Here is a 21,470-nt window from a genome sequence, read left to right as displayed (position 1 = left end):
GGCTCGGTCGGAGTGCAGCGGAGATAGAGCGGCGGTCCCGCAGGGAGGCGCCCCCCCCGCCCAACTTGCCTTTCTCGTCATTTCGATTATATTTTAATCAGATTGATGGCAGGTGATAAACATGGCGACTGAGACGAAGGTATTGACCGCGCACGTCCCCTTGGGGCTCGCGGAAAAGGTTGAAGCGATGGCCTCGCGGCTCGAACGCTCGCGCGGCTGGGTGATGAAACAAGCGCTCGCCGCATGGGTCGATCAGGAGGAGGAACGTCACCGGATGACGCTCGAAGCCCTTGATGACGTCGATGCCGGACGGGTGATCGACCACCAGGCGATCACGGCATGGGCCGACAGCCTTGGGACGGACAAACCGCTGCCCTCACCGATCAAATGAAGATCCAGTGGACCAGCAAGGCGTCGTCGGACCTTGTGCGTCTGCACGAGCATCTGAGCCCGGTCGCGCCCGAAGCGGCAGCGCGCGTGGTCCAGCAGCTCGCCCACGCACCGGATCGGCTGCTCGATTATCCGAGGATCGGCGAGAAGCTGGAAGCCTATGAGCCGCGCGAGGTCCGCCGGATCATCGTGGGCAATTACGAGATGCGCTACGAGCTCGTAGCGGCGACCATCTTCATTCTGCGCCTCTGGCATTGCCGCGAAAACCGCAGCTTCGAGTCGGAGGAGTAACGGCGATGGCGCTGGCGACCACGGGCCGCGACGCGGCGTTCGGCGGCAAAGCCGCCCTGAACACTTATCTGCGCTACGCCGGGCCGGACCGTTTGCACCCAGCCCAGCCGGGCATCAGCATCGGCGCATGGCCCTGTCTCGCAAACGTCGTCGTCGCGCGCCGCGCGGCTGGTCGGACGGTCTCGACGACCTGCACGACTATATGCAGGCGCCAGCGAAGCGCGCGCCGTCCCGCGCTCGCGCCATCAAAGATTGCGGGCCATTCGCGGTCACGGACGATTGGCCCGAGCGGGTGCCGATCGGCGACGCCGAGTTGCGCGTCATCGAAGGCCATTTGCGCAAGGAGCTGGACGACCTGTTCGGCCCCCTGCCGTGAACTAAGGAGGATAAGGCCATGACCGACGCCGCCCTTCGCGTCGAGGACACCCCGCCGGTCATGGCAATAGCTCGCGCCGCGCTCTATCTGCGCGTTTCCACCGGCCGCCAGGCCGAGAGCGACCTGTCGATCCCCGACCAGCGCCGCCAGATCGAAGGCTATTGCCTGTCGCGCGGCTGGGAGGTCGCGGCCGAGTTCGTCGAACCGGGCAACACCGCGACCGATGATCGTCGGCCGGCATTTCAGGCGATGATCGACGCAGCGATGCAGAAGCCGTCGCCGTTCAACGTGATCCTGGTCCACAGCTTCTCGCGCTTCTTCCGCGACCAGTTTCAGTTCGAGTTCTACGTCCGCAAGCTGGCGAAGAATGGCGTGCGGCTGATCTCGATTACGCAAGATTTGGGCGACGATCCGATGAGCGTGATGATGCGCCAGATCATGACGCTGTTCGACGAATATCAGTCGAAAGAGAACGGCAAGCACACGCTGCGATCGATGAAGGAGAATGCGCGGCAAGGCTTCTGGAACGGCGCGCGGCCACCCATCGGCTATCGGATCGTCGAGGCTGGCCACCGCGGCGCGAAGATCAAGAAGAAGCTGGAGATCGACCCGATCCAGGCCGAGACGGTGCGGCGCATCTACCGGATGGCGCTGAACGGCGTTGATGACAACGGGCCGATGGGCCTCAAGGCAATCGCGACCTGGCTCAACGACAACAATATCCGCACCCGCGACGGCGGGCGCTGGGGGCTTGGAGCCGTGCATCAGGTGCTCACCCGCACGACCTATATCGGCCAGCACAAGTTCAACTATCGGGATTATCGCACCAAAGCCCCCAAGCCCGAGAGCGAGCACGCGATCATGGAAGTGCCCGCCATCGTCTCGGAGGCGGAGTTCGAGGCCGTGCAGCGGTCGCTCAAGGCACGCAGCCCGAAGATGATGCCGCCGATGGCCGTGGGCGGCCCAACGCTGCTCACGGGTATCTGCTTCTGCGCGTGCTGCGGCGGCGCAATGACGCTGCGCACCGGCACCAGCAGCGTCGGCCGCGAGTATCGCTATTACACTTGCTCCACGAAGGCGCGGCAGGGCGCGAAGGGCTGCCCTGGCATCACGGTCCCGATGGATCGGCTGAACGAAGCCGTAGTCGGGCATCTAGAGTGGCGACTGCTCGATCCGAAGCGGCTTGAAGAGATGATGGATCAGATTCTCGAACGCCGCGACGAATGGGTGGATCAGCGGCGGCTCCATGTCGCCGATCTGGAGCGCCGCGCGACCGAGGCCGAAGCGAAGCTCAAGCGACTCTATGACGCGATCGAGAATGGTGTGATCGACGTGAGCGATTCGTCGCTCAAGGATCGGATCGCCGAACTGACGGCAACCCGCGATCAAGCCAGGGGCGATGCCGAGCGGGCGGTGGCGCATATCGAGAAGATCGGTCCTGCGATCACGCCAGAGAGCCTGCGTGCCTTTGCGATGGCGGCGCGCAAGAAGCTGCGTCAGGGCGATGGCTCATTTGCCCGCGATCATATCCGGGCGGTCGCGCAGCGCGTCGAGGTGGTCAGCAAGACGGAGGTTCGGATTCGCGGCCTGCGCAGTGAGTTGCTCCGAACCCTAACCGCCGCCTCTGGCGTAGAGGCGGCGGTGCTAGGCGTTCGCGCCTTTGAACCGAAATGGCGCGCCCGGAACGATTCGAACGTCCGACCCTCAGATTCGTAGTCTGATGCTCTATCCAGCTGAGCTACGGGCGCCTGGTGGAGGCGAGCGTTTATCGGCGGAATTCGGAGAGCGCAACCCCGTTGCACCAAGTTTTCCACAAGCATATGGCAAGCCCATGCGATCGCTCCCCCTTCTCGCCGCTGGCGCCGCGCTGCTCGCCGGCTGCGCCCAGCCCGCCACGCGCTATCCCTCGCTGCTGCCGCGCGCGAACGAAGGGCTGAACTTTACCGAGCCCGAGCGGCCGACTCCGCAGGCCACGCCCGATGCGGCGCTGGATGGGCAGATTGCGGCGCTCACGGCGAAGATCGATTCGGCCGATGGCGAGTTTCAGACGGCGGCGAAGGATGCCGAGGCGAAGGTTGCGCGCGCCCGCGGCCAGGCCGCGGGCACAAGCGCGTGGCTCGATGCCCAGACCGCGCTCAGCGTGCTCGACGGGATCCGCTCGCGCACCGCGGTGACGCTCGCCGACATGGACCAGCTGCGGATCGAGCGTGCCCAGGGCGGCCAGCCCGATTATCCGGCGCTCCAGGCGGCGATGGACCGCGCGGGCGCAATCGTCGCCGCCCAGGAAAGCCGCGCGCGGGCGCTGGAGGCGGCGATCGCCCCCAGCTGAGCCCGGTCAGGGCTTGGCCGCGTCCTTGGTGGTGTTGTCGTTCGCCGCGACCGGGGTCGGCGTCGGCGGCGGGCCCTTGGCGATCGTCCCGGCGAGCGTGGTCGCGTCGACGCAGCCCGTCTTGCAGATCGTCTTGATCTTGGCGAGATTGTCCTTGGCGCGGGTCATCGCACCCTTGGCGACCATCGCCTCGCCCTGGCCGCGCAGCGCGATCACGTCGTTGGGATCGAGCTTGAGCGCCTCGCCATAGAAGCGGATCGCCTTGCCGGGCAGGTTCTGCGTGCGGGCGATATCGGCGAGCAGCACGAACGCCTCGCGATTGCGCGGATCGACCGCCAACGCGCTTTCGAGCAGGTCGTTGGCACCGCCGAGATTGCCCGCCGCCTGCGCACTGCGCGCCTGGCGCACCAGCTCGACCGAACGGGGTTCGAGCTGGCTGTCCGGCCGCTGCGCGCTCAGGCTGGTCGAAACCGTCAGCACCAGCAGCGCCGCCGCCACCGAGATCGTCGTGGACCGCATCAACATCTCCGAAACTCCATGGCCACGGGCTAGCATTGCCGCACCAGCTTCGCGACAAAAAACCCGTCGGTCGTGTCGTGCAGCGGCGTGAGCCGCAGCCCCTCGCCCCGGGGACGCCCCGCCGGCGCATCGAGCCGCACCGCCGCCCAGCCCGGCTGCGCCGCCACGAACCGCTCGACCTGTCCCGCCCCCTCGGCGTCGAGCAGCGAACAGACGATATGCACCAGCGCACCGCCCGGCCGCACCAGCCGCGCGGCGACGTCGAGCAGATGCGCCTGGGTATCGACATAGCGCTCGAGCTGCGCCGGGGTCAGCCGCCAGCGCGCCTCGGGATTGCGCCGCCAGGTGCCGGTTCCCGAGCAGGGAGCATCGACCACCACGAGATCCGCCTGTTCGCGCCAATCGGCCAGCGCTTCGGCTTCCCGAGCGGGGTTGAGCAGAAGCGTCTCGGTGATGGACACGCCAGCGCGCTCGGCCCGCGGCATCAGCTTCGACAGACGCGGCCGATCGACGTCGCAAGCGAGGATCCTGCCCTGGTTCGCCATTGCCGCAGCCAGCGCCAGCGTCTTGCCGCCGCCGCCGGCGCACAGGTCGATCACCGTCATGCCCGGCGCCGCGCCCGCCAGCGCGCTGACCAGCTGGCTGCCGGCATCCTGCACCTCGAACGCGCCCTCGACATAGGCCTCGGTGCGATCGACGGGCGTTTCCTCGGGCAGCCGTAGCGCATCGGGGGCGAAGGCGAGCCGCTCGGCGCCGTCGAACAGCGCAGCCACGGCCTCGGGCGTCGCCTTGAGCCGGTTGACCCGAAGGTCGAGCGGCGCGCGGTCGAGCAGTGCCGCGCACTCGTCACCATCGAGCCCGGAAGCCTCAAACGCGGCCTCCAGCCACGCCGGGGCAACGCCTTGCGCCGCCACGGGCTCGCCCGCGGCGATGGCGGCGGGGCCGTAGCGCGAACCGTCGAACAGGTCCGCCAGCGCCGGCTGAGTCTGCGCGAGTGCCAGCATCGCGGCACGGCCCGACACCGGCACCTCGCCGCAGCGCCGGATCGCGTCATAGACGAGCGCGCGCACCGCGCGCCGGTCCTTGGCGCCGGCGAAGCGCCGCTCGGCAAACCAGCGCGCGAGGATCACGTCGGCGGCAGCACCGCGGTTGCGCGCGGCCGCGATCACCTGATCGAGCAGGTCGATCGCCATCTGTACACGTGCGGCAGGAGTCATGGCGGCAGCGCTAGGCCGAACGCCCGCGGAATGCAAAACACCCGCACGTCATCACGGATAGCCAGACAGGGCAATCCTTTGTACATCCGTGGTTTCGCATGGGGTGCGAAGTGGGGATCTTGGGGAAGCGTTCGGTGCGTGGCGTGGCAGCGTGGGTCTTGCTTCGCGGGTGGCGAGTATGGCTGCTCGGGTGGATGTTCGCGCCCTGGGCAGCGTTCGCGGTGCCGATCCCGCTCGATTCGCGCATTTGCCATGCCGTCTCGCCCCTCGAGGGGCCCAGCGGGGCACTAGCCGCGATCCGCTTCCGCTGCGGGGCGGCCCCCTCCGGCTACCAATCGGCACGACTATGGCTGCAGCTGGACCCGCAGCGCTACCGCATTCGCGGCGAGGCCCCGACGTTGCTCGTCCACCAGACGCGGTTCGATCGGCTCGCCGTCGCCTTCCGCTACGCCGATGGCAGCATCGAATGGCAGGAGGTCCGCGCCGGTGCCTTCGGAGACCATTGGCGGCCCGGTGCGCAGATCGCCTTCACACCGCGCGACCAGAAGACCGCCCTCACGTCGATCACGCTGCGCGTCGATCGGCTGGCGAGCTACCCGCTGCTGCGGCTCCGCCTGCTGCGCGCGGGCGAGGCGGACATCGAAACCGCCGTCCTCGGCGGGCTTGTCGGCGCGGCGCTCACGCTGTTGCTGGCGGGGGCGGCCTATAATCTGTCGCTCGCCCTCGGCACGCGCCGCGCCTATCTCGGCTGGCAGGGCGCCTGGGCCGCCACCGTCTTCCTGTGGGGCGCGATCTGGTCGCAGTTCGGCCTGCTGCTCTTGCCGGGCATGGCGGGGACGACGGCGGCGCAGACCAGCACCGCGCTGTCCGCCCTCTCCATCCTGCTGGCAACCCTGAGCGCGATCAGCGCGCTGGAGAAGGGCCGCATCCCCGGGCCGCTGCGCGCAACCGCGCTCGCCCTCGGCATCGCCGTCGCGGCGATCGGCATCCCCGCGACGCTGGCGCGAGGACCGCTGATCGAAAGCATCGCCTCGCCCCTCGCCGCGGCGGTGCTGGGCAATCTGGGAGCAGTGCTGGCGTGCCTCATCGTCGGCGCCCGCCGCGGCAGCGTCGAGGCGCGCGACCTGCTCGCGGCATGGTCGGTGCCGATGGCGGCGCTCGCCCTCACGCAGCTGGTCGATCTCGGAACGCTGTTCTGGGGCGGCGGCGCGCAGATCCTGGTGCTGTTCGCTTCCGCATGGCAGACGCTGTGGCTGTCGTTCGCGGCCAGCCGCAGGCTCGCCCGCATGCGCACCGAACGTGACCTCGCCCTCGCGGCCGAGGCACGCGCCAGCCGGCTCGCCGAGCATGATCCGCTGACGGCGATCCGCAACCGCCGGGGTTTCCTCGAAGCTGCCGACGCGCTGATCGCCACGGCGGCGCGCAACCAGATGTCGGTCGCGCTGCTGCTGGTCGACATCGACCGCTTCAAGGCGATCAACGACGAGCATGGCCATGACGCGGGCGACGTCGTGCTGTGCACGATCGCCGCGCGATTGGCACGGTGGGAGGGGCCGAGCTGTGTGGTCGCCAGGCTCGGGGGGGAGGAGTTCGCGCTGTTGACGATCGCCGCCGACCGGCCCGCGCTCGCGTTCGCCGAGCTGGTACGCGAGGCGATCGCCGCCTGCGACCATCGCGCGGCGATCGGCGACCGGCGCGTGACGATCAGCATCGGCGTCGCCGAAGGGCGGCACCGCGTCGATTTCGCCGCGCTGTATCGAGAAGCGGACCGCGCGCTTTACGCGGCGAAGCGCGGCGGCCGCAACCAGGTCCGCCATGCCGACAAGGTACCGGCGCCGGTCGCGAGCGGGCAAAGGCCCGCAGCGACCGGCTAGAGCATTTTCAAGTTGACCGTTTACGGCCAACGACTCGGAAAATGCGGCAATCGAAAACCTAGAGCGTCTTCGCCAAAGGTGAAAACGCTCTAGAACGCTCAGCGCGTCGGGTAGTTGGGCGCCTCGCGGGTGATCGTCACGTCGTGGACGTGGCTTTCCTTGAGGCCGGCATTGGTGATGCGCACGAAGCGCGCCTTCTTCTGGAACTCCGGCAGCGTCGCCGCGCCGACATAGCCCATCGACGCCTTCACGCCGCCGACCAGCTGGTGGATCACGTCGCGCGCCGGGCCCTTGTACGGCACCTGGCCCTCGATGCCCTCGGGCACCAGCTTGAGCTGGTCCTTGATGTCCTGCTGGAAATAGCGATCGGCCGAGCCCTTGGCCATCGCGCCGACCGAGCCCATGCCGCGATACGACTTGTAGGCGCGGCCCTGGTAGAGGAAGGTCTCGCCCGGTGCTTCCTCGGTACCCGCGAGCAGCGAGCCGATCATCGCGGCGCTGGCACCTGCGGCCAGCGCCTTGGCGATGTCGCCCGAAGTGCGGATACCGCCATCGGCGATCACCGGGATGCCCGACTTGGCGGCTTCGTTCGCCGCGTCCATCACCGCGGTGAGCTGCGGCACGCCGACGCCGGCGACGACGCGGGTGGTGCAGATCGAGCCCGGGCCGATGCCGACCTTGAGGCCGTCCGCGCCCGCATCGATCAGCGCGCGCGCGGCTTCGGCGGTCGCGATGTTGCCGGCGATCACCTGGACGCGGTTGGAGAGCTTCTTCACCCGCTCGACGGCGCGGCTGACGTCCTTGTTATGGCCGTGCGCGGTGTCGATCACGATCAGGTCGACCTCGGCATCGACCAGCGCCTCGGTGCGCGCGAAACCCTTGTCGCCCACCGTCGTCGCCGCCGCGACGCACAGCCGGCCGGTCGCGTCCTTGGTGGCGTGCGGATAGGTGACGGCCTTCTCGATGTCCTTCACCGTGATCAGCCCGACGCAGCGATAGGCGTCGTCGACCACCAGCAGCTTCTCGATCCGGCGCTGGTGGAGCAGCCGGCGCGCCTCTTCCTGCGCGACGCCCAGCTCCACCGTGGCGAGGTTCTGGTGCGTCATCAGCTCGGAGACGCGCTGCGCGGGGTTCTCGGCGAAGCGGACGTCGCGGTTGGTCAGGATGCCGACCAGCTTGCCGTCCGCCTCGACGATCGGGATGCCGCTGATCCGATGCCGCGCCATCAGTGCCTGCGCCTCGGCGAGCGTGCCCGTCGGCGCCATGGTGATCGGGTTGACGACCATGCCGCTTTCGAAACGCTTGACCAGGCGAACCGCCTCGACCTGCTCGTCGATTTCCATGTTGCGGTGGAGCACGCCGATGCCGCCGAGCTGCGCCATCACGATCGCCATGTCGGTTTCGGTAACCGTATCCATCGCCGAGGAGAGGATCGGGATGTTGAGCGCGAGGCCCTTGGTCACCTGGGTGCGCGTATCCGCCATGCTCGGCACGATTTCGGATTCGCCCGGATAGAGGAGGACGTCGTCGAACGTGAGGCCGAGAGGGATTTCCATGGGGGTGCGCCAAATCCTTGAGTCGAATGTTGGCGGCCCATGTAACCGCAAGGGTGCGGATGCGCTAGGGGGCAGCGTCAGGCGTCGACGCGAGGCTGTTCCGGGTAGAGCAGCGCGCGTTCCACCGCCACCTGCCGCCGGATCACCGCGGCGAGCTTGCGCGAGGCGGCGACATAGGCCGGCCACTCGGCCACGGCGCGCGCGGTGGGCCAGGCGATCGTGTGGTCGGTGTAGAACATCCGCATCTCGAAATTGCCGGCACGGAGCGACTGCACCGCCTCGGCGCGTGCACCGCCTTCCGCCATTGCGCCGTTGAACAGCAGGTCCATCGCTCGGCGGCGCGCGGCCACGGCGCGGGCGGTCTGGTAGCGGATACGGGAGAGCTCGGCCACGTCGCAGCACGGCAAGGCGAGCAACGCCTCGATCGCCCCGATCGCCTGGAGCAGCGTCCTGTCGAGCTCGTGCAGAGTCCCCATACAATAGACATAGAAGAACCGCAGACGCGGCGGACGCAGGCAATAGCATTTATTCGGTTTCGCCCGCACGTTGCAGAAGAAGCCGCGCTTGCGCCACGTGCATCGCCTCGATCATCCGGTCGCGGAACCGTTCGGCACCGCCCTGGGCGGCGGCGAGCAACGCACGCGCATCGGCGATCTCGTCGGCGGTCGCGCCAAAGGCTTCCGCAGCGATCGCGATCTGGCCCGGGTGGATCAGCGTCTTGCCGTCGAACCCCAACGCCCGCCCCTCTCGGCACTCGGCAGCAAGACCCTCGCCATCGGCGAGCGCGTTGAACACGCCGTCGAGCGCCCAGCCATTCCCCGCCCGCGCCGCGAGCACCACGGTCTGCAGCGCGAGCGACAACCCGCCCCGCCCCGCCGCCGACGGGATGCCGAGGCTGGCCTTGAGGTCATTGGTCCCGGCGATCAGCCCGGCGACGCACGGCTGCGCAGCGATGGCCGCGGCGGCAAGCACCCCGGCCGGCGTTTCGATCATTGCCAGCAGCGGCTTTCCGAGCGTCGCGGCGATCCGCGCGGCGCTCGCGGCATCCTCCACCTTGGGCACGACGACCAGGTCCGCCGCCGAGCGCGCGGCCGCGGCGAGATCGGCCCCGTGCTCCGCCGCATCGACGCCGTTCACCCGAATGGCAGCGATCCGCTCGCCAAAGCCCTCCGTCGCCGCTGCCGCCGCAGCCTCACGCGCGGCATCCTTGTCCTCGGGCTTCACCGCATCCTCCAGGTCGAGGATCACCATGTCGCAATCGAGCGTCCGCGCCTTGGCGATCGCGCGCGGGTTCGATGCGGGGAGGAACAGGGCGGTGCGGGGGGCGAGAGCCATGCTGGTCATCGCGCTTCTCTATGCTAGCACTAGGCCCCATTGCGAGGGGAGTCGGGGCGTATGGACGTGCTTTTCGTGTTTCTGGCCGGGCTGGTGGCGCTGGTGCTGTTCTACCTGCTCGCCAGCGTGAAGATCGTGACCCAGGGCTATCAGTACACGATCGAGCATTTCGGCCGCTTCACCACCGTCGCCGCGCCCGGCTTCAACTTCTACCCCGCCTTTTTCTACCGTGTCGGCCGCAAGGTAAACATGATGGAGCAGGTGATCGACATCCCCGGCCAGGAGATCATCACCAAGGACAATGCGATGATCTCCACCGACGGGGTGGTGTTCTTCCAGGTGCTCGATGCCGCCAAGGCCGCCTATGAGGTGTCGGACCTCTATGTCGCGCTGCTCCAGCTGACCACGACCAACCTGCGCACGGTGATGGGCTCGATGGACTTGGACGAGACGCTGTCCAAACGTGACGAGATCAACGCGCGGCTGCTCTCGGTGGTCGACCATGCGACCACGCCCTGGGGCGTGAAGATCACCCGCGTCGAGATCAAGGACATTCGCCCGCCCGCCGATATCGTCAACGCGATGGGCCGCCAGATGAAGGCCGAGCGCGAGAAGCGCGCCAACATCCTCGAAGCCGAGGGCAGCCGCCAGTCCGAGATCCTGCGCGCCGAGGGGCAGAAGCAGGCGCGCATCCTGGAGGCCGAGGGCCGCCGCGAATCCGCCTTCCGCGACGCCGAGGCCCGCGAGCGCGCCGCCCAGGCCGAGGCGGAGGCGACCCGGCTGGTCTCCGACGCGATCGAGTCCGGCAGCGCCCAGTCGCTCAACTATTTCATCGCGCAGAAATATGTCGAGGCGGTCGGCAAGTTCGCGACGTCGCCCAATGCCAAGACGATCCTGTTCCCGGTCGAGGCGACCCAGCTGATCGGGACGCTGGGCGGCATCGGCGAGCTCGCCAAGGATGCGCTGTCCGGCGGCGCGCCCAAGCCCCCCGCCCCGCCCGCGCCCCCGGCCCGCCGCCCGGGCCCGTTCGACCAGCAGGATTGACGCACCGTTGGACTGGCTGCAACACCCGCCCCTGCTCTGGTTGATCGCCGCGGTCGCGCTGGGGATCGCCGAGCTGGTGGTGCCGGGCGTGTTCCTGGTGTTCCTGGCGGTAGCCGCTGCGATCATGGGCGGCCTCACGCTGCTGTTTCCGGACCTGCCGCTCGCCGGGCAATTGCTGGGCTTTGCCGGCTGGTCGGCCGTCGCGGTGCTGATCGGCCGGCGCTGGTATCAAGACTTTCCGGTCGAGAGCGCCGATCCGCTGCTCAACGATCGTGTCGCGCGGCTGGTCGGCGAGGTCGTCACCGTCGTCGAGCCGGTGAGCGACCATGGCGGCCGCGTGCGAGTCGGCGACGGCGAATGGTCGGCGCGCGGGCCCGATGCCCCCGCCGGCGCCCGCGTGCGGATCACCGGCGCAACCGGCGCGACCCTCTGCGTCGAGCCGCTTCCCACCCTTCCCCAGAACTGAAAATGATCGAGGTCGAATTGATGCGTACCACCCGTCGCGACGTGCTGCTCGGATCGAGCGCGCTGCTGGCCACTTCCGCCGCGGCACGCCCCGCGCTTGCCGCCAGCCCTGCCGAAGCCGGGGCCCAGGCGCTGATCGACCGGACTGCCGAGGCACTGCTGGTGCTCAACCCCGAGGGTGCGACCGGGCTCGGTATCGACAAGGGCGCGCGCGCCGCCCTCAAGCACAAGCTCGGCGACCGCACCCCTGCCGGCGTGGCCAAGATGGCCGCCCATCTCAAGGCGACGCTCGCCGAGATCGCGCGGATCGACGTGAACGCCGTCAGCCCCGAAATGCGCATCCATCTCGACGTGATCCAGACCGCCTATGAAAACGGCCTCAAGGGCATGGCCTTTCCCTATGGCGATGTCGCGGTGGGGAGCTGGCGCAACACCCCCTATGTCGTGATCCAGAATGTCGGTGCCTATATCGACATCCCCAAGACGCTCGACAGCGATCACCAGATCGCGACGCGCGACGATGCCGATGCCTATTGCGACCGGCTGGTCGCCTATGCGGGCGCGCTCGACGGCGAGACGGCGCGGCTCCAGCAGGCGGCGAGCGTCGGGGTGATCGCGCCCGACTTCCTGCTCGACAAATGCCTCAAGCAGATCCGCCTCGCGCGCAGCGGCGATCCGGCCAAGTGGGACGTGGTGACCTCGCTCGCCAAGCGCACCGCCACCATGCCGGGCGGCTATGACGCCCGCGCGACCAGGATCGCCGCCGAACAGATCGCCCCCGCGCTCGATCGCCAGATCGCCGAGCTCGAGAAGCAGCGCGCCCGCGCCACCTCGGACGCGGGCGTGTGGAAGTTCAAGGACGGGGACGCCTACTACGCCTGGGCGCTGAGCGCCGGCACCACCACGACGATGTCGCCGGACGAAGTTCATGCCATGGGCAAGGCACAGCTCGCCGAGCTGCAGGCGGAGATGGACACGATCCTGAAGACGCTCGGCTACACGCAAGGCTCGGTCGGCGCCCGTATGCGGGGCCTCGCCACCGACAAGCGCTTCGCCTTCCCGGAAAGCGACGCCGGCCGCGCCGAGATCATCCAGATCCTCCAGAAGAGCATCGACGACATGCGCACCCGCATGCCGCAGGCGTTCCACACGCTGGTGCCCGGCAATGTCGAGGTGAAGCGCATCCCGATCGTCGAGGAGGAAGGCGCGGCGGGCGCCTATGGCGGCCCCGGCACGATCGACGGCAAGGTCCCCGGGCGGCTCTGGGTCAATCTGCGCTCGACCGGCATCTGGACGCGCTTCAGCCTGCCCGATCTCGCCTATCACGAGGCGATCCCCGGCCATGCCTGGCAGGGCGAATATACCTTCAAGATGCCGCTGATCCGCTCGCTCCTCCAGTTCAACGCCTATTCGGAAGGCTGGGCGCTCTATGCCGAGCAGCTGGGCGACGAACTGGGCGTCTATGCGGAGAACCCCGCGGCGAAGCTCGGCTATCTCCAGTCGCTCGGCTTCCGCGCCTGCCGGCTGGTGGTCGATAGCGGGCTCCATGCCAAGCGCTGGACACGCGAACAGGCGATCCGCTGGTTCGTCGAGGCGAACGGCTCGTCCGAGGACGAGGTGCAGGGCGAGGTCGACCGCTATTGCTCCTGGCCGGGCCAGGCCTGCGGCTACAAGGTGGGCCACACCGCGATCAACCGGCTGCGGACGCAGGCCAAGACCGCGCTCGGCGACAGGTTCGACTTCCGCGCCTTCAACGACGCGCTGCTGCTCGGCGGCAACGTGCCGATGACGGTGCTCGGCCATGTGATCGACCGGCATATCGCGCAGCGGAAGGGGTAAAGCCCTCCCCTCCATTGGTCATCCCGGCGAAAGCCGGGATCCATTGGGGTCACCGCTGCGGCGCTTGCTGATAGCGAGAGGCGACTGGATCCCGGCTTTCGCCGGGATGACAGCTCAAGAGCTTTGCGTCAGTCCGCCCCTCAGGCGTGGCGCCAGCGCCAGAGCAGCATCGGCCGGGCGAGCGCCAGGCCGATCAGGAAGCCGCCGATATGCGCCCAGATCGCGACGGTCACGCCGCCCTGGAGGAAGGCGAAGCCCATCAGCAGGTTGACGCCCACCCAGGCCGCGGCGAGCCAGGCGATGTGGACGACCTGCGCGGGGATCGGCCCGATCGCCTTGGCGCGCTGGCGGCCGTAGAGCAGCGAATAGGCGCCGACCACCGCCGAGCTCGCCCCGCTCGCGCCGATCATCGGCGCGGTCGACATCGGCCCGGCCAGCCACTGCGCCCCGCACGCGACATAGGCGCCGATCAGATAGAGCGTCACCAGCCCCTTGGCGCCGATCGCCCGCTCGGCCTCGCGGCCGGTAAAGGCAAGCATCAGCATGTTCATGCCGAGATGGAACAGCCCGCCATGGATCAGCGCCGAGCTGAGCGGCGTGAGCCACACCGGCACCACCGGTCCCGAGAGGATCAGCCCGCCCGAAAGCCGCGCCGGAATGAACCCCGCCGCATATTGGATCTGCGCCGCATTGGGCGCGAAATTGGCGATCAGGCTCATCGCCACCGTGACGGCGACGATCACCGTCGTGGCGCTGAGCTTCGGCATCGCAGGCCTCAGATGAACTCGACCTTCGAGACCAGATAATAGCGGTCGCCCGCCGGCACCGACACCTCGACCTCTTCGTCGACCTTGCGGCCGATCAGCGCGCGGCCGATCGGCGAGTTGTACGAGATGCGGCCCTTGCTCGCATCCGCCTCGGTCTGGCCGACGATCTGGTAGGTCACCGGCTTGTCGTCCTCGTCGAGCAGCGTCACCGTCGCGCCGAACACGACCTTGTCGCCCGAAAGCTCCTTGGGATCGATGATCTGGGCGCGGCTCAGCTTGTCCTCGATGTCGGCGATGGTCGCCTCCACCTGGCCCTGGCGCTCCTTGGCGGCGTGATATTCGGCGTTTTCGGAGAGATCGCCATGGGCGCGCGCTTCCTCGATCGCATCCACGATCAACGGCCGCTCGGCCTTCAGCCGCTTCAGCTCCTCGCTGAGCTTCTGATAGCCTTCCGCCAGCATCGGCATCTTCTCGACGGTCGCCATAACGCCCTTGTCCTTCAATACGCCCCCGGTACCGACCGTCGCCCGAAAACGACGTTCGCACACTTACATCGGTTGGGGAAATCCATTGTGCGAACGCGAATATTAAGATGCGGGACGAAAAACATCAAGGCGGGGGGAGGAAAACGCAAGATTTGGTTTGGTGCTCAACCTTTAGCCCCTCCTCCTTGGAGGAGGGGTTGGGGTGGAGGGATCCCAGAACGTCCGTTGGTCTCGATGAGACACTGCCCCACCCCAAACCCCTCCCCTGAAGGGGAGGGGCTTCAGGAAGGCCCCTCACCCCCGCGAAGCGAAATACGCCTGGATCGGTTGCACCTCGATCGGGTTGCTCCGCATCGCCGCGATCGCCCGCGCCGCCGCGACGCTGCCCGGTGCCGTGGTGAAATAGGGCACCTTCTGCGCCAGCGCCGAGGCGCGGATACTCATCGAGTCCTTGAGCGACTGCCAGCCTTCGGTGGTGTTGAAGATCAGCGCGACGTCGCCATCCTGGATCCGGTCGACGATGTGGGGGCGGCCCTGCGCCACCTTGTTCACCGTCTCCACCGCGATCCCCTCGGCCGCCAGGAACTCGGCCGTGCCGCTGGTCGCGATAATCTTGAAGCCGAGGTCGGCGAGGATCTTCACCCCCGGCAGCACCACCGCCTTGTCGCCCTGCTTGACGCTGACGAACACCGTGCCGCCGTCCGGCAGCACCGTGCCCGCGCCGAGCTGCGACTTGGCGAAGGCGGTCGCGAAATCGCGGTCGATGCCCATCACCTCGCCGGTCGACTTCATCTCGGGCGACAGCACCGGATCGACGCCGGGGAAGCGCGCCCAGGGGAACACCGCTTCCTTGACCGCGATATAGTCGATGTCGCGGTCGATCTTGGGCAGGTTCGCCAGCTTCTCGCCCGCCATCACCCGGCTGGCGATCTTGGCGATCGGCGCACCGATCGCCTTGGCGACGAACGGCACGGTGCGGCTGGCGCGCGGGTTGACCTCGATCAGGTAGACCTCGCCGTCCTTGACCGCGAACTGGATGTTCATCAGCCCCTTCACCTTGAGCGCCCGCGCCAGAGCCACGGTCTGCCGCTCGATCTCGGCGATGATCTCGGCGGGCAGGCTGTAGGGCGGGATCGAGCAGGCGCTGTCGCCCGAATGGACGCCGGCTTCCTCGATATGCTGGAGCACGCCGGCCACGACCACATCGGTGCCGTCGGCGATCGCGTCCACGTCCACCTCGATCGCGTCGCGCAGATACTGGTCGATCAGCACCGGCGAGTCGCCCGAGACCTGCACCGCGGTCTGGATATAGTCGTCGAGCTGCTGGAGGCTGTCGACGATCTCCATCGCCCGGCCGCCCAGCACATAGCTCGGGCGCATCAGCACCGGATAGCCGATCCGCTCGGCCACCCGCACCGCCTCGTCGCGGCTGCGGGCGATGCCGTTGGCGGGCTGCTTGAGGCCGAGCTTGGCGACGAGGTCGGCGAAGCGCTCGCGGTCCTCGGCCAGGTCGATCGCGTCGGGGCTCGTGCCGAGGATCGGGATGCCCGCATCCTCCAGCGCCTTGGCGAGGTTGAGCGGGGTCTGCCCGCCGAACTGGACGATCACGCCGACCAGCTCGCCCTTCGACTTCTCGACCTCGAGGATCTCGAGCACGTCCTCGGCGGTCAGCGGCTCGAAATAGAGCCGGTCCGAAGTGTCATAGTCGGTGCTCACCGTCTCCGGATTGCAGTTGACCATGATCGTCTCATAGCCCGCGTCCGCCAGCGCGAAGCAGGCGTGGCAGCAGCAATAGTCGAACTCGATCCCCTGCCCGATCCGGTTCGGACCGCCGCCGAGGATCACCACCTTGCGGCGGTCGATCGGCTCGGCCTCGTTCTCGGGCTCGCCGAAGCTCGGCGCCTCGTAGGTCGAGTACATGTACGGCGTCTTCGCCTCGAACTCGGCCGCGCAGGTGTCGATCCGCTTGAACACGGGGCGCACGCCCAGCCGGTGGCGCAGCTTGCGCACCTCGGCCTCGGTCACCCCGCCGGAGATGGCGTTGGCCACCTCGCCGATCAGCCCCGAGCTGCGCGCCATCACTTCGCTGCCCGCGCGGAGATTGACCGACTTGAGCGCGAGATAGGCGAGGCGCTTGTCGCTGAAGCCCATCGCCTTCAGGCGGCGCATGCCGGCCGCGTCCTGCGGCAGGCCGTTGGTCGCGACGTCCTTCTCGGCGTCGAGGATCTCGGCGATCCGCTCGAGGAACCAGGGATCGTAGCTGGTGAAGCGCTGGACGTCCTTGACGCTGAAGCCCTCGCGCATCGCCTGCGCGGCGATCAGCAGCCGATCGGGCGAGCGCACGGTCAGCGCCGCCTCGATCACGTCGCGCGGCGCGCCGACCAGCCGGTCGACATCATTGAAGCCGCTGAGGCCGGTCTCCAGCCCGCGCAGCGCCTTCTGGAGCGATTCGTGGATCGAGCGGCCGATCGCCATCACTTCGCCGACCGACTTCATCGCCGTGCCCAGCACCGCTTCGGCGCCCTTGAACTTCTCGAAGGCGAAGCGCGGGATCTTGGTGACGACGTAATCGATCGTCGGCTCGAAGCTCGCCGGGGTGGCACCGGTGATGTCATTGTCGATCTCGTCGAGCGTATAGCCCACCGCCAGCTTGGCCGCGACCTTGGCGATCGGGAAGCCGGTCGCCTTGGACGCCAGCGCCGAGGAGCGGCTGACGCGCGGGTTCATCTCGATCACGATCAGGCGGCCGTCCTTCGGATTGACCGCGAACTGCACGTTGGAACCGCCGGTCTCGACGCCGATCTCGCGGAGACACGCGATCGATGCGTTGCGCATGATCTGGTATTCCTTGTCGGTCAGCGTCAGCGCCGGCGCGACGGTGATCGAATCGCCGGTGTGCGTGCCCATCGGATCGATATTCTCGATCGAGCAGACGATGATGGCATTGTCGTTCCGATCCCGGACGACCTCCATCTCATATTCCTTCCAGCCGAGCAGCGATTCCTCGATCAGCACCTCGGTGGTCGGCGACAGGTCGAGCCCCGAACGCACGATCGCGATGAATTCCTCGCGATTATAGGCGATGCCGCCGCCCGAGCCACCCATGGTGAAGCTGGGGCGGATGATCGCCGGCAGGCCGACATAGTCGAGCGCGGTCAGCGCCTCGGCTTCGCTATGCGCGATCGCCGAGCGGGCGCTTTCGAGCCCGATCTTGGTCATCGCGTCCTTGAACTTCAGCCGGTCCTCGGCCTTGTCGATCGCATCGGCATCGGCGCCGATCATCGTCACGCCGAACTTCTCCAGCGTGCCGTCGCGGAACAGCGCCAGCGCGGTGTTGAGTGCGGTCTGGCCGCCCATCGTCGGCAGGACCGCGTCGGGCCGCTCCTTCTCGATGATCTTGGCGACGACCGCGGGCGTGATCGGCTCGATATAGGTCGCGTCGGCCAGCTCGGGATCGGTCATGATCGTCGCCGGGTTCGAATTGACCAGGACGATGCGATAGCCCTCTTCCTTCAGGGCCTTGATCGCCTGCGTGCCCGAATAATCGAACTCGCACGCCTGACCGATGACGATCGGCCCCGCGCCGATGACGAGGATGGAGGAGATGTCGGTGCGCTTGGGCATTGTTCAGGATGCTCTCATTGAATACATTGATTGCACTGCAATCACAGGAGACGGGCGATGGGTAGCGTGACGATCCGCAGCGTCGACGATCGGGTCAAATCCGCCGTTCGGCTCGAAGCCGCGCGAAATGGCCGATCGATGGAAGCGGAACTGCGCGCGCTGCTGGAACGCACCTATCTGCCACCGAACGATCGAGCAGCCTGGCTGCATGCCATGTCCCCCCAGGAGGCGATCGATCACTTGATAAAAATGGCCAACGGTGCCGATCTGGTGATTCCTGAGCGGGAAGCCGAAGACTTCGAGTTCCCCGACCTGTGATCCTGCTGGATACGAATGTCTGGAGCGTCCTCCGCAAACCCGAAGGCAATCGCGAAATCGTGCAATGGATAACGGAGCGAATGACCGACATATGGCTGTCGGTAATCGTGATTGCCGAGATCCGCGCCGGGATTGAAAATCTAGACGCATCAAAAAAGCGGGAGGCGCTCGAAGGCTGGCTTGCAGACCTCGAAATTCTATATTCCGAACGAACGCTGCCCTTTGATACCGCCGCCGCGCATGGGTTCGGCACGCTGATCGCACAGCGGAAGCTGGCGAAGCAGGAAACCAAGCTGCTCGACCTTCAGATTGCGGCCCAGGCGCTGTCGCGCAATTGCCCGGTTGCCACCCGCAACGTCCGCGATTTCGCATGGACCGGCGTGAAGCTGATCGATCCCTGGACGGCATAGCACGCACCACCAGCCGCCCGCCGCCGATCGGCCCCGCGCCGATGACGAGGATGGAGGAGATGTCGGTGCGTTTGGGCATCAGTCTTCTTTCGCCTCGCAGATCGAAGGCACTGTTTGGATTTTAAGAGGAAGTCCGCGCTTTTGACCCGAATAGATCAAGCGACCCAGCTCACGGTAGGGCGCAGTACGGTTGGCAAGCAGCCGAACGGATCGAACGCCATTCTTGGTAGCGTCCGATTCGACGGCAAAGTCGGAATTAGGACGGTCTTCCTTAAGCCACGCCTCGATCGTCTCAGGCCGCCCTTCTACGACAACGTACAAATGAACGTTGTCCGCAGCAGGATCATCCGCCTTTACACATTGTTGAGATACAGGCGCGGGTAACGCCTGCATCAGGACCGCTCCTGCATCATCCCCACGAACCGCTCGAACAGATAGAGGCTGTCCTGCGGGCCCGGGCTGGCTTCGGGGTGGTATTGCACGCTGAACGCCGGGCGGTCGGTGAGCTCGATGCCGGCGTTGGAGCCGTCGAACAGCGACACATGCGTCTCGCGGGCATTGGCCGGCAGGCTCTCGCGCTCGACGGCGAAGCCGTGGTTCATGCTGGTGATCTCCACCGCGCCGTCTTCCAGCCGCTTGACCGGGTGATTGGCGCCGCGATGGCCCTGGAACATCTTGGTGGTCTCAGCCCCCACCGCGAGGCCGAGCAGCTGGTGGCCGAGGCAGATGCCGAACAGCGGCTTGCCGGTCTCGAGCAGCTGGCGGATCACCGGCACGGCATATTCGCCGGTCGCCGCCGGATCGCCCGGGCCGTTCGAGAGGAAGAAGCCATCGGGCTCGAACGCCATCACCTGCTCGAAGGTCGCGGTGGCGGGCAGCACGGTCACGTCCGCGCCGGCCTTGACCAGGTTGCGGAAGATGTTGCGCTTCGAGCCATAGTCGATCGCGACGACCTGCGGGCGCTTGGTCTCGGGGCGGCTCGTGTCATATCCGGCGCCGAGCTTCCACACGCCGCCTTCCCAGCCGAAATGCGTCTCGCAGGAAACGGTGATGGCGAGGTCCATCCCCTCCAGCCCCGGCCAGGCGCGCGCCTTTTCCAGCAGCGCGTCGAGGTCGAAATTGCCCGACTTGGAGTGCGCGATCACGCCGTTCGGCGCGCCGCCCAGGCGGATGCGGCGGGTGAGCGCGCGGGTGTCGATGCCCGACAGGCCGATGCGGCTGTGCTTCGCCATCCAGGCATCGAGATGCTCGGTGCTGCGGAAGTTGCTCGGCTCGGTCACGTCTTCGCGGACGATCATGCCCAGCGCATGCGGATCGTCGGCCTCGATGTCGTCGGGGTTGGCGCCGACATTGCCGATGTGCGGGAAGGTGAAGTTGATGATCTGACCGGCGAAGCTCGGGTCGGTCATGATCTCCTGATAGCCGGTCATTGCGGTGTGGAAGCACACCTCGCCGACGGCATCACCTTCGGCACCGAATCCTCGACCCCACAATATCTCGCCGCTCGCCAGAACCAGAACGCCCGTGGCTCCAACGGGCATGGACAAGGGTTTGGCGTCGGCCATTTGGGGCGGGCACTCCTGCTTTGGGTTTTGCGATGTTGCTAAGGGCCGCCCGCTAGACCCCATGGGCGGGTGCGTCAATCTGTTAAGTTTTGCGGGCATCGGCTATGTCTCCGCGCTTTCCCGGACAAGATCGAGAGACCACGAATGATTCGCGACGACATCAAGGCTGCGCTGGTGACCGCCATGAAGGGCGGCGACAAGGCGTCGACCGCCACGATCCGCCTGATCCAGAGCGCGATCAAGAACCGCGACATCGAGGCCCGCACCGGCAAGGCGCCCGAGGACGACGACGTACTGGTCGTCGAGGTGCTGCAGAAGATGGTCAAGCAGCGCCGCGAATCGATCGACATGTATGTGAAGGGCGGGCGGCAGGAACTCGCCGACGCCGAGGCAGCCGAAGTGGTGGTGATCGAGCGCTTCCTGCCGCAGCAGATGAGCGAGGCGGAGACGACCGCGGCGATCGAGGCGATCAAGGCCGAGCTGGGCGCGAGCGGCATGAAGGAGATGGGCCGGGTGATGGCCGAGCTGAAGGCCCGCCACGCGGCGCAGCTCGACATGAGCAAGGCGAGCGCGCTGGTGAAGGCGGCGCTTTCGTAAGATGGACGACGGGGACCGCTCTGCGCTCCCCCTCCCGCAAGCGGGAGGGGGCCGGGGGGTGGGCCCCCGCTTCCGGCTGGACCGGCCGACCGAGCGGGCGCGCGACCTGCGAAATGATCCGACAGCGGCGGAGGAGCTGCTGTGGTCGAAGCTGCGGAAGTCGCAGCTGGCAGGGCTGAAGTTCAGCCGGCAGATGCCGATCGCCGGGCATTTCGCGGATTTCGCTTGCCGCAAGGCGAAGTTGGTCGTCGAATTGGACGGTAGCCAGCATATCGAGATGACCGTCGCCGATGCCGAGGGCACGCGGCGGATCGAGGCTGAAGGCTATCGCGTGCTTCGCTTTTGGAACAATGATTTGACGTCGAATATGGAGGGCGTGTTGCAGGCCATTCTTACGGCTGCCTCGCCCAGCATGGAGCGGGGGCCCACCCCCCAGCCCCCTCCCGCTCGCGGGAGGGGGAGCAACTGA

Annotated in this window: 22 protein-coding genes, 1 tRNA gene and 1 pseudogene; 12 read left to right on the top strand and 12 right to left on the bottom strand. The window is 67.3% G+C overall.

Annotated elements, in window-relative coordinates; all coding sequences use genetic code 11:
- Window positions 1-121: 121 nt before the first annotated feature.
- The 3 genes and pseudogenes from GGR89_RS07100 to GGR89_RS22250 all read left to right on the top strand — a co-directional run.
- Entirely contained in the window at window positions 122-391 is a 270-nt protein-coding gene (locus tag GGR89_RS07100; RefSeq protein WP_086129725.1) for a CopG family ribbon-helix-helix protein, read from the top strand.
- On the top strand, window positions 388-681 hold the full coding sequence (locus tag GGR89_RS07095; protein ID WP_086129724.1) for a type II toxin-antitoxin system RelE/ParE family toxin: 294 nt from the start codon (window positions 388-390) through the stop codon (window positions 679-681). Before GGR89_RS07100 ends, GGR89_RS07095 begins: the two co-directional genes overlap by 4 nt.
- Window positions 682-1,075: 394 nt before the next feature.
- Window positions 1,076-2,200: pseudogene (locus GGR89_RS22250) on the top strand (recombinase family protein); the annotation flags it as partial.
- Window positions 2,201-2,209: 9 nt separating this feature from the next.
- Here the strand turns inward: GGR89_RS22250 and GGR89_RS22245 are convergent.
- Window positions 2,210-2,479, bottom strand: coding sequence for a hypothetical protein (locus GGR89_RS22245; protein ID WP_241213342.1), 270 nt, complete (start codon window positions 2,477-2,479; stop codon window positions 2,210-2,212).
- 249 nt (window positions 2,480-2,728) lie between these two features.
- A tRNA-Arg gene (locus GGR89_RS07085) sits at window positions 2,729-2,805 on the bottom strand.
- A gap of 83 nt (window positions 2,806-2,888) precedes the next feature.
- On the opposite strand from GGR89_RS07085, the gene GGR89_RS07080 reads away from it, so the two are divergent.
- On the top strand, window positions 2,889-3,386 hold the full coding sequence (locus GGR89_RS07080) for a hypothetical protein (protein WP_125974485.1): 498 nt from the start codon (window positions 2,889-2,891) through the stop codon (window positions 3,384-3,386).
- 6 nt (window positions 3,387-3,392) lie between these two features.
- On the opposite strand, the gene GGR89_RS07075 is transcribed toward GGR89_RS07080, so the two are convergent.
- Both GGR89_RS07075 and GGR89_RS07070 read right to left on the bottom strand, forming a co-directional pair.
- Window positions 3,393-3,905: a tetratricopeptide repeat protein gene (locus GGR89_RS07075; RefSeq protein ID WP_125974519.1), complete on the bottom strand. Its 513-nt coding sequence runs from the start codon at window positions 3,903-3,905 to the stop codon at window positions 3,393-3,395.
- 29 nt (window positions 3,906-3,934) lie between these two features.
- On the bottom strand, window positions 3,935-5,122 hold the full coding sequence (locus tag GGR89_RS07070; protein ID WP_125974487.1) for an RsmB/NOP family class I SAM-dependent RNA methyltransferase: 1,188 nt from the start codon (window positions 5,120-5,122) through the stop codon (window positions 3,935-3,937).
- Window positions 5,123-5,316: 194 nt separating this feature from the next.
- On the opposite strand from GGR89_RS07070, the gene GGR89_RS07065 reads away from it, so the two are divergent.
- Complete coding sequence (locus GGR89_RS07065; RefSeq protein WP_241217877.1) at window positions 5,317-6,996, top strand: sensor domain-containing diguanylate cyclase; 1,680 nt, start codon at window positions 5,317-5,319, stop codon at window positions 6,994-6,996.
- Between the two features lie 98 nt (window positions 6,997-7,094).
- Here the strand turns inward: GGR89_RS07065 and guaB are convergent, their stop codons facing one another.
- The 3 genes from guaB to GGR89_RS07050 all read right to left on the bottom strand — a co-directional run bounded on the left by guaB (window position 7,095) and on the right by GGR89_RS07050 (window position 9,896).
- Complete coding sequence (gene guaB / locus GGR89_RS07060) at window positions 7,095-8,552, bottom strand: IMP dehydrogenase (protein ID WP_125974491.1); 1,458 nt, start codon at window positions 8,550-8,552, stop codon at window positions 7,095-7,097.
- Window positions 8,553-8,629: 77 nt separating this feature from the next.
- The gene (locus GGR89_RS07055; RefSeq protein ID WP_125974493.1) at window positions 8,630-9,028 is read right to left on the bottom strand and encodes a hypothetical protein; all 399 of its coding nucleotides are present in this window, start codon (window positions 9,026-9,028) and stop codon (window positions 8,630-8,632) included.
- Between the two features lie 49 nt (window positions 9,029-9,077).
- The gene (locus GGR89_RS07050; protein WP_125974495.1) at window positions 9,078-9,896 is read right to left on the bottom strand and encodes an HpcH/HpaI aldolase/citrate lyase family protein; all 819 of its coding nucleotides are present in this window, start codon (window positions 9,894-9,896) and stop codon (window positions 9,078-9,080) included.
- A gap of 51 nt (window positions 9,897-9,947) precedes the next feature.
- Between GGR89_RS07050 and GGR89_RS07045 the strand changes: the two genes are divergently transcribed.
- The 3 genes from GGR89_RS07045 to GGR89_RS07035 are packed head-to-tail and all read left to right on the top strand — an operon-like array spanning window position 9,948 to window position 13,235.
- On the top strand, window positions 9,948-10,931 hold the full coding sequence (locus GGR89_RS07045) for an SPFH domain-containing protein (RefSeq protein WP_167712800.1): 984 nt from the start codon (window positions 9,948-9,950) through the stop codon (window positions 10,929-10,931).
- A 7-nt stretch (window positions 10,932-10,938) separates the two neighbouring features.
- On the top strand, window positions 10,939-11,397 hold the full coding sequence (locus GGR89_RS07040) for an NfeD family protein (RefSeq protein ID WP_245201603.1): 459 nt from the start codon (window positions 10,939-10,941) through the stop codon (window positions 11,395-11,397).
- 20 nt (window positions 11,398-11,417) lie between these two features.
- Complete coding sequence (locus tag GGR89_RS07035) at window positions 11,418-13,235, top strand: DUF885 domain-containing protein (RefSeq protein WP_125974523.1); 1,818 nt, start codon at window positions 11,418-11,420, stop codon at window positions 13,233-13,235.
- A 140-nt stretch (window positions 13,236-13,375) separates the two neighbouring features.
- Here GGR89_RS07035 and GGR89_RS07030 read toward each other — a convergent pair whose 3' ends face one another.
- The 3 genes from GGR89_RS07030 to carB all read right to left on the bottom strand — a co-directional run bounded on the left by GGR89_RS07030 (window position 13,376) and on the right by carB (window position 18,111).
- The gene (locus GGR89_RS07030) at window positions 13,376-14,002 is read right to left on the bottom strand and encodes a rhomboid family intramembrane serine protease (RefSeq protein ID WP_125974497.1); all 627 of its coding nucleotides are present in this window, start codon (window positions 14,000-14,002) and stop codon (window positions 13,376-13,378) included.
- A gap of 8 nt (window positions 14,003-14,010) precedes the next feature.
- Complete coding sequence (greA, locus tag GGR89_RS07025) at window positions 14,011-14,487, bottom strand: transcription elongation factor GreA (protein ID WP_121079359.1); 477 nt, start codon at window positions 14,485-14,487, stop codon at window positions 14,011-14,013.
- A gap of 294 nt (window positions 14,488-14,781) precedes the next feature.
- On the bottom strand, window positions 14,782-18,111 hold the full coding sequence (carB, locus tag GGR89_RS07020; RefSeq protein ID WP_125977059.1) for a carbamoyl-phosphate synthase large subunit: 3,330 nt from the start codon (window positions 18,109-18,111) through the stop codon (window positions 14,782-14,784).
- Window positions 18,112-18,177: 66 nt separating this feature from the next.
- On the opposite strand from carB, the gene GGR89_RS07015 reads away from it, so the two are divergent.
- Together GGR89_RS07015 and GGR89_RS07010 are read left to right on the top strand one after the other, a co-directional pair.
- On the top strand, window positions 18,178-18,429 hold the full coding sequence (locus GGR89_RS07015; protein ID WP_125977058.1) for a FitA-like ribbon-helix-helix domain-containing protein: 252 nt from the start codon (window positions 18,178-18,180) through the stop codon (window positions 18,427-18,429).
- On the top strand, window positions 18,426-18,839 hold the full coding sequence (locus GGR89_RS07010) for a PIN domain-containing protein (protein ID WP_125977057.1): 414 nt from the start codon (window positions 18,426-18,428) through the stop codon (window positions 18,837-18,839). Before GGR89_RS07015 ends, GGR89_RS07010 begins: the two co-directional genes overlap by 4 nt.
- 78 nt (window positions 18,840-18,917) lie before the next feature.
- Here GGR89_RS07010 and GGR89_RS07005 read toward each other — a convergent pair whose 3' ends face one another.
- A complete protein-coding gene (locus tag GGR89_RS07005) occupies window positions 18,918-19,232 on the bottom strand; it encodes a hypothetical protein (protein WP_125977056.1) in 315 nt (104 codons plus the stop codon).
- Window positions 19,232-20,404 (bottom strand): glutamine-hydrolyzing carbamoyl-phosphate synthase small subunit, encoded by a 1,173-nt coding sequence (gene carA, locus GGR89_RS07000; protein WP_125977055.1) that lies wholly within the window; start codon window positions 20,402-20,404, stop codon window positions 19,232-19,234. The genes GGR89_RS07005 and carA overlap by 1 nt, the downstream gene beginning before the upstream one ends.
- Before the next feature lie 144 nt (window positions 20,405-20,548).
- Here carA and GGR89_RS06995 point away from each other — a divergent pair, with 144 nt between their 5' ends.
- On the top strand, window positions 20,549-21,001 hold the full coding sequence (locus GGR89_RS06995) for a GatB/YqeY domain-containing protein (protein WP_125977054.1): 453 nt from the start codon (window positions 20,549-20,551) through the stop codon (window positions 20,999-21,001).
- Window position 21,002: 1 nt separating this feature from the next.
- Window positions 21,003-21,470 (top strand): endonuclease domain-containing protein, encoded by a 468-nt coding sequence (locus GGR89_RS06990; RefSeq protein ID WP_125977053.1) that lies wholly within the window; start codon window positions 21,003-21,005, stop codon window positions 21,468-21,470.

The organism is Sphingomonas trueperi (assembly GCF_011927635.1).
Lineage (GTDB): Bacteria > Pseudomonadota > Alphaproteobacteria > Sphingomonadales > Sphingomonadaceae > Sphingomonas > Sphingomonas trueperi.
Note: the sequence above shows the minus strand (reverse complement) of the source record. Positions and strands in the feature narration are given on the sequence as shown.

What these genes read in the sequence shown, in the direction of transcription:
- GGR89_RS07100 (WP_086129725.1), top strand. Translation starts at nt 122, where the DNA reads ATGGCGACTGAGACGAAGGTATTGACCGCGCACGTCCCCTTGGGGCTC.
- GGR89_RS07095 (WP_086129724.1), top strand. Translation starts at nt 388, where the DNA reads ATGAAGATCCAGTGGACCAGCAAGGCGTCGTCGGACCTTGTGCGTCTG.
- GGR89_RS22245 (WP_241213342.1), bottom strand. Translation starts at nt 2,479, where the DNA reads ATGCGCCACCGCCCGCTCGGCATCGCCCCTGGCTTGATCGCGGGTTGC.
- GGR89_RS07080 (WP_125974485.1), top strand. Translation starts at nt 2,889, where the DNA reads ATGCGATCGCTCCCCCTTCTCGCCGCTGGCGCCGCGCTGCTCGCCGGC.
- GGR89_RS07075 (WP_125974519.1), bottom strand. Translation starts at nt 3,905, where the DNA reads ATGCGGTCCACGACGATCTCGGTGGCGGCGGCGCTGCTGGTGCTGACG.
- GGR89_RS07070 (WP_125974487.1), bottom strand. Translation starts at nt 5,122, where the DNA reads ATGACTCCTGCCGCACGTGTACAGATGGCGATCGACCTGCTCGATCAG.
- GGR89_RS07065 (WP_241217877.1), top strand. Translation starts at nt 5,317, where the DNA reads ATGTTCGCGCCCTGGGCAGCGTTCGCGGTGCCGATCCCGCTCGATTCG.
- guaB (WP_125974491.1), bottom strand. Translation starts at nt 8,552, where the DNA reads ATGGAAATCCCTCTCGGCCTCACGTTCGACGACGTCCTCCTCTATCCG.
- GGR89_RS07055 (WP_125974493.1), bottom strand. Translation starts at nt 9,028, where the DNA reads ATGGGGACTCTGCACGAGCTCGACAGGACGCTGCTCCAGGCGATCGGG.
- GGR89_RS07050 (WP_125974495.1), bottom strand. Translation starts at nt 9,896, where the DNA reads ATGACCAGCATGGCTCTCGCCCCCCGCACCGCCCTGTTCCTCCCCGCA.
- GGR89_RS07045 (WP_167712800.1), top strand. Translation starts at nt 9,948, where the DNA reads ATGGACGTGCTTTTCGTGTTTCTGGCCGGGCTGGTGGCGCTGGTGCTG.
- GGR89_RS07035 (WP_125974523.1), top strand. Translation starts at nt 11,418, where the DNA reads ATGCGTACCACCCGTCGCGACGTGCTGCTCGGATCGAGCGCGCTGCTG.
- GGR89_RS07030 (WP_125974497.1), bottom strand. Translation starts at nt 14,002, where the DNA reads ATGCCGAAGCTCAGCGCCACGACGGTGATCGTCGCCGTCACGGTGGCG.
- greA (WP_121079359.1), bottom strand. Translation starts at nt 14,487, where the DNA reads ATGGCGACCGTCGAGAAGATGCCGATGCTGGCGGAAGGCTATCAGAAG.
- carB (WP_125977059.1), bottom strand. Translation starts at nt 18,111, where the DNA reads ATGCCCAAGCGCACCGACATCTCCTCCATCCTCGTCATCGGCGCGGGG.
- GGR89_RS07005 (WP_125977056.1), bottom strand. Translation starts at nt 19,232, where the DNA reads ATGCAGGCGTTACCCGCGCCTGTATCTCAACAATGTGTAAAGGCGGAT.
- carA (WP_125977055.1), bottom strand. Translation starts at nt 20,404, where the DNA reads ATGGCCGACGCCAAACCCTTGTCCATGCCCGTTGGAGCCACGGGCGTT.
- GGR89_RS06995 (WP_125977054.1), top strand. Translation starts at nt 20,549, where the DNA reads ATGATTCGCGACGACATCAAGGCTGCGCTGGTGACCGCCATGAAGGGC.
- GGR89_RS06990 (WP_125977053.1), top strand. Translation starts at nt 21,003, where the DNA reads ATGGACGACGGGGACCGCTCTGCGCTCCCCCTCCCGCAAGCGGGAGGG.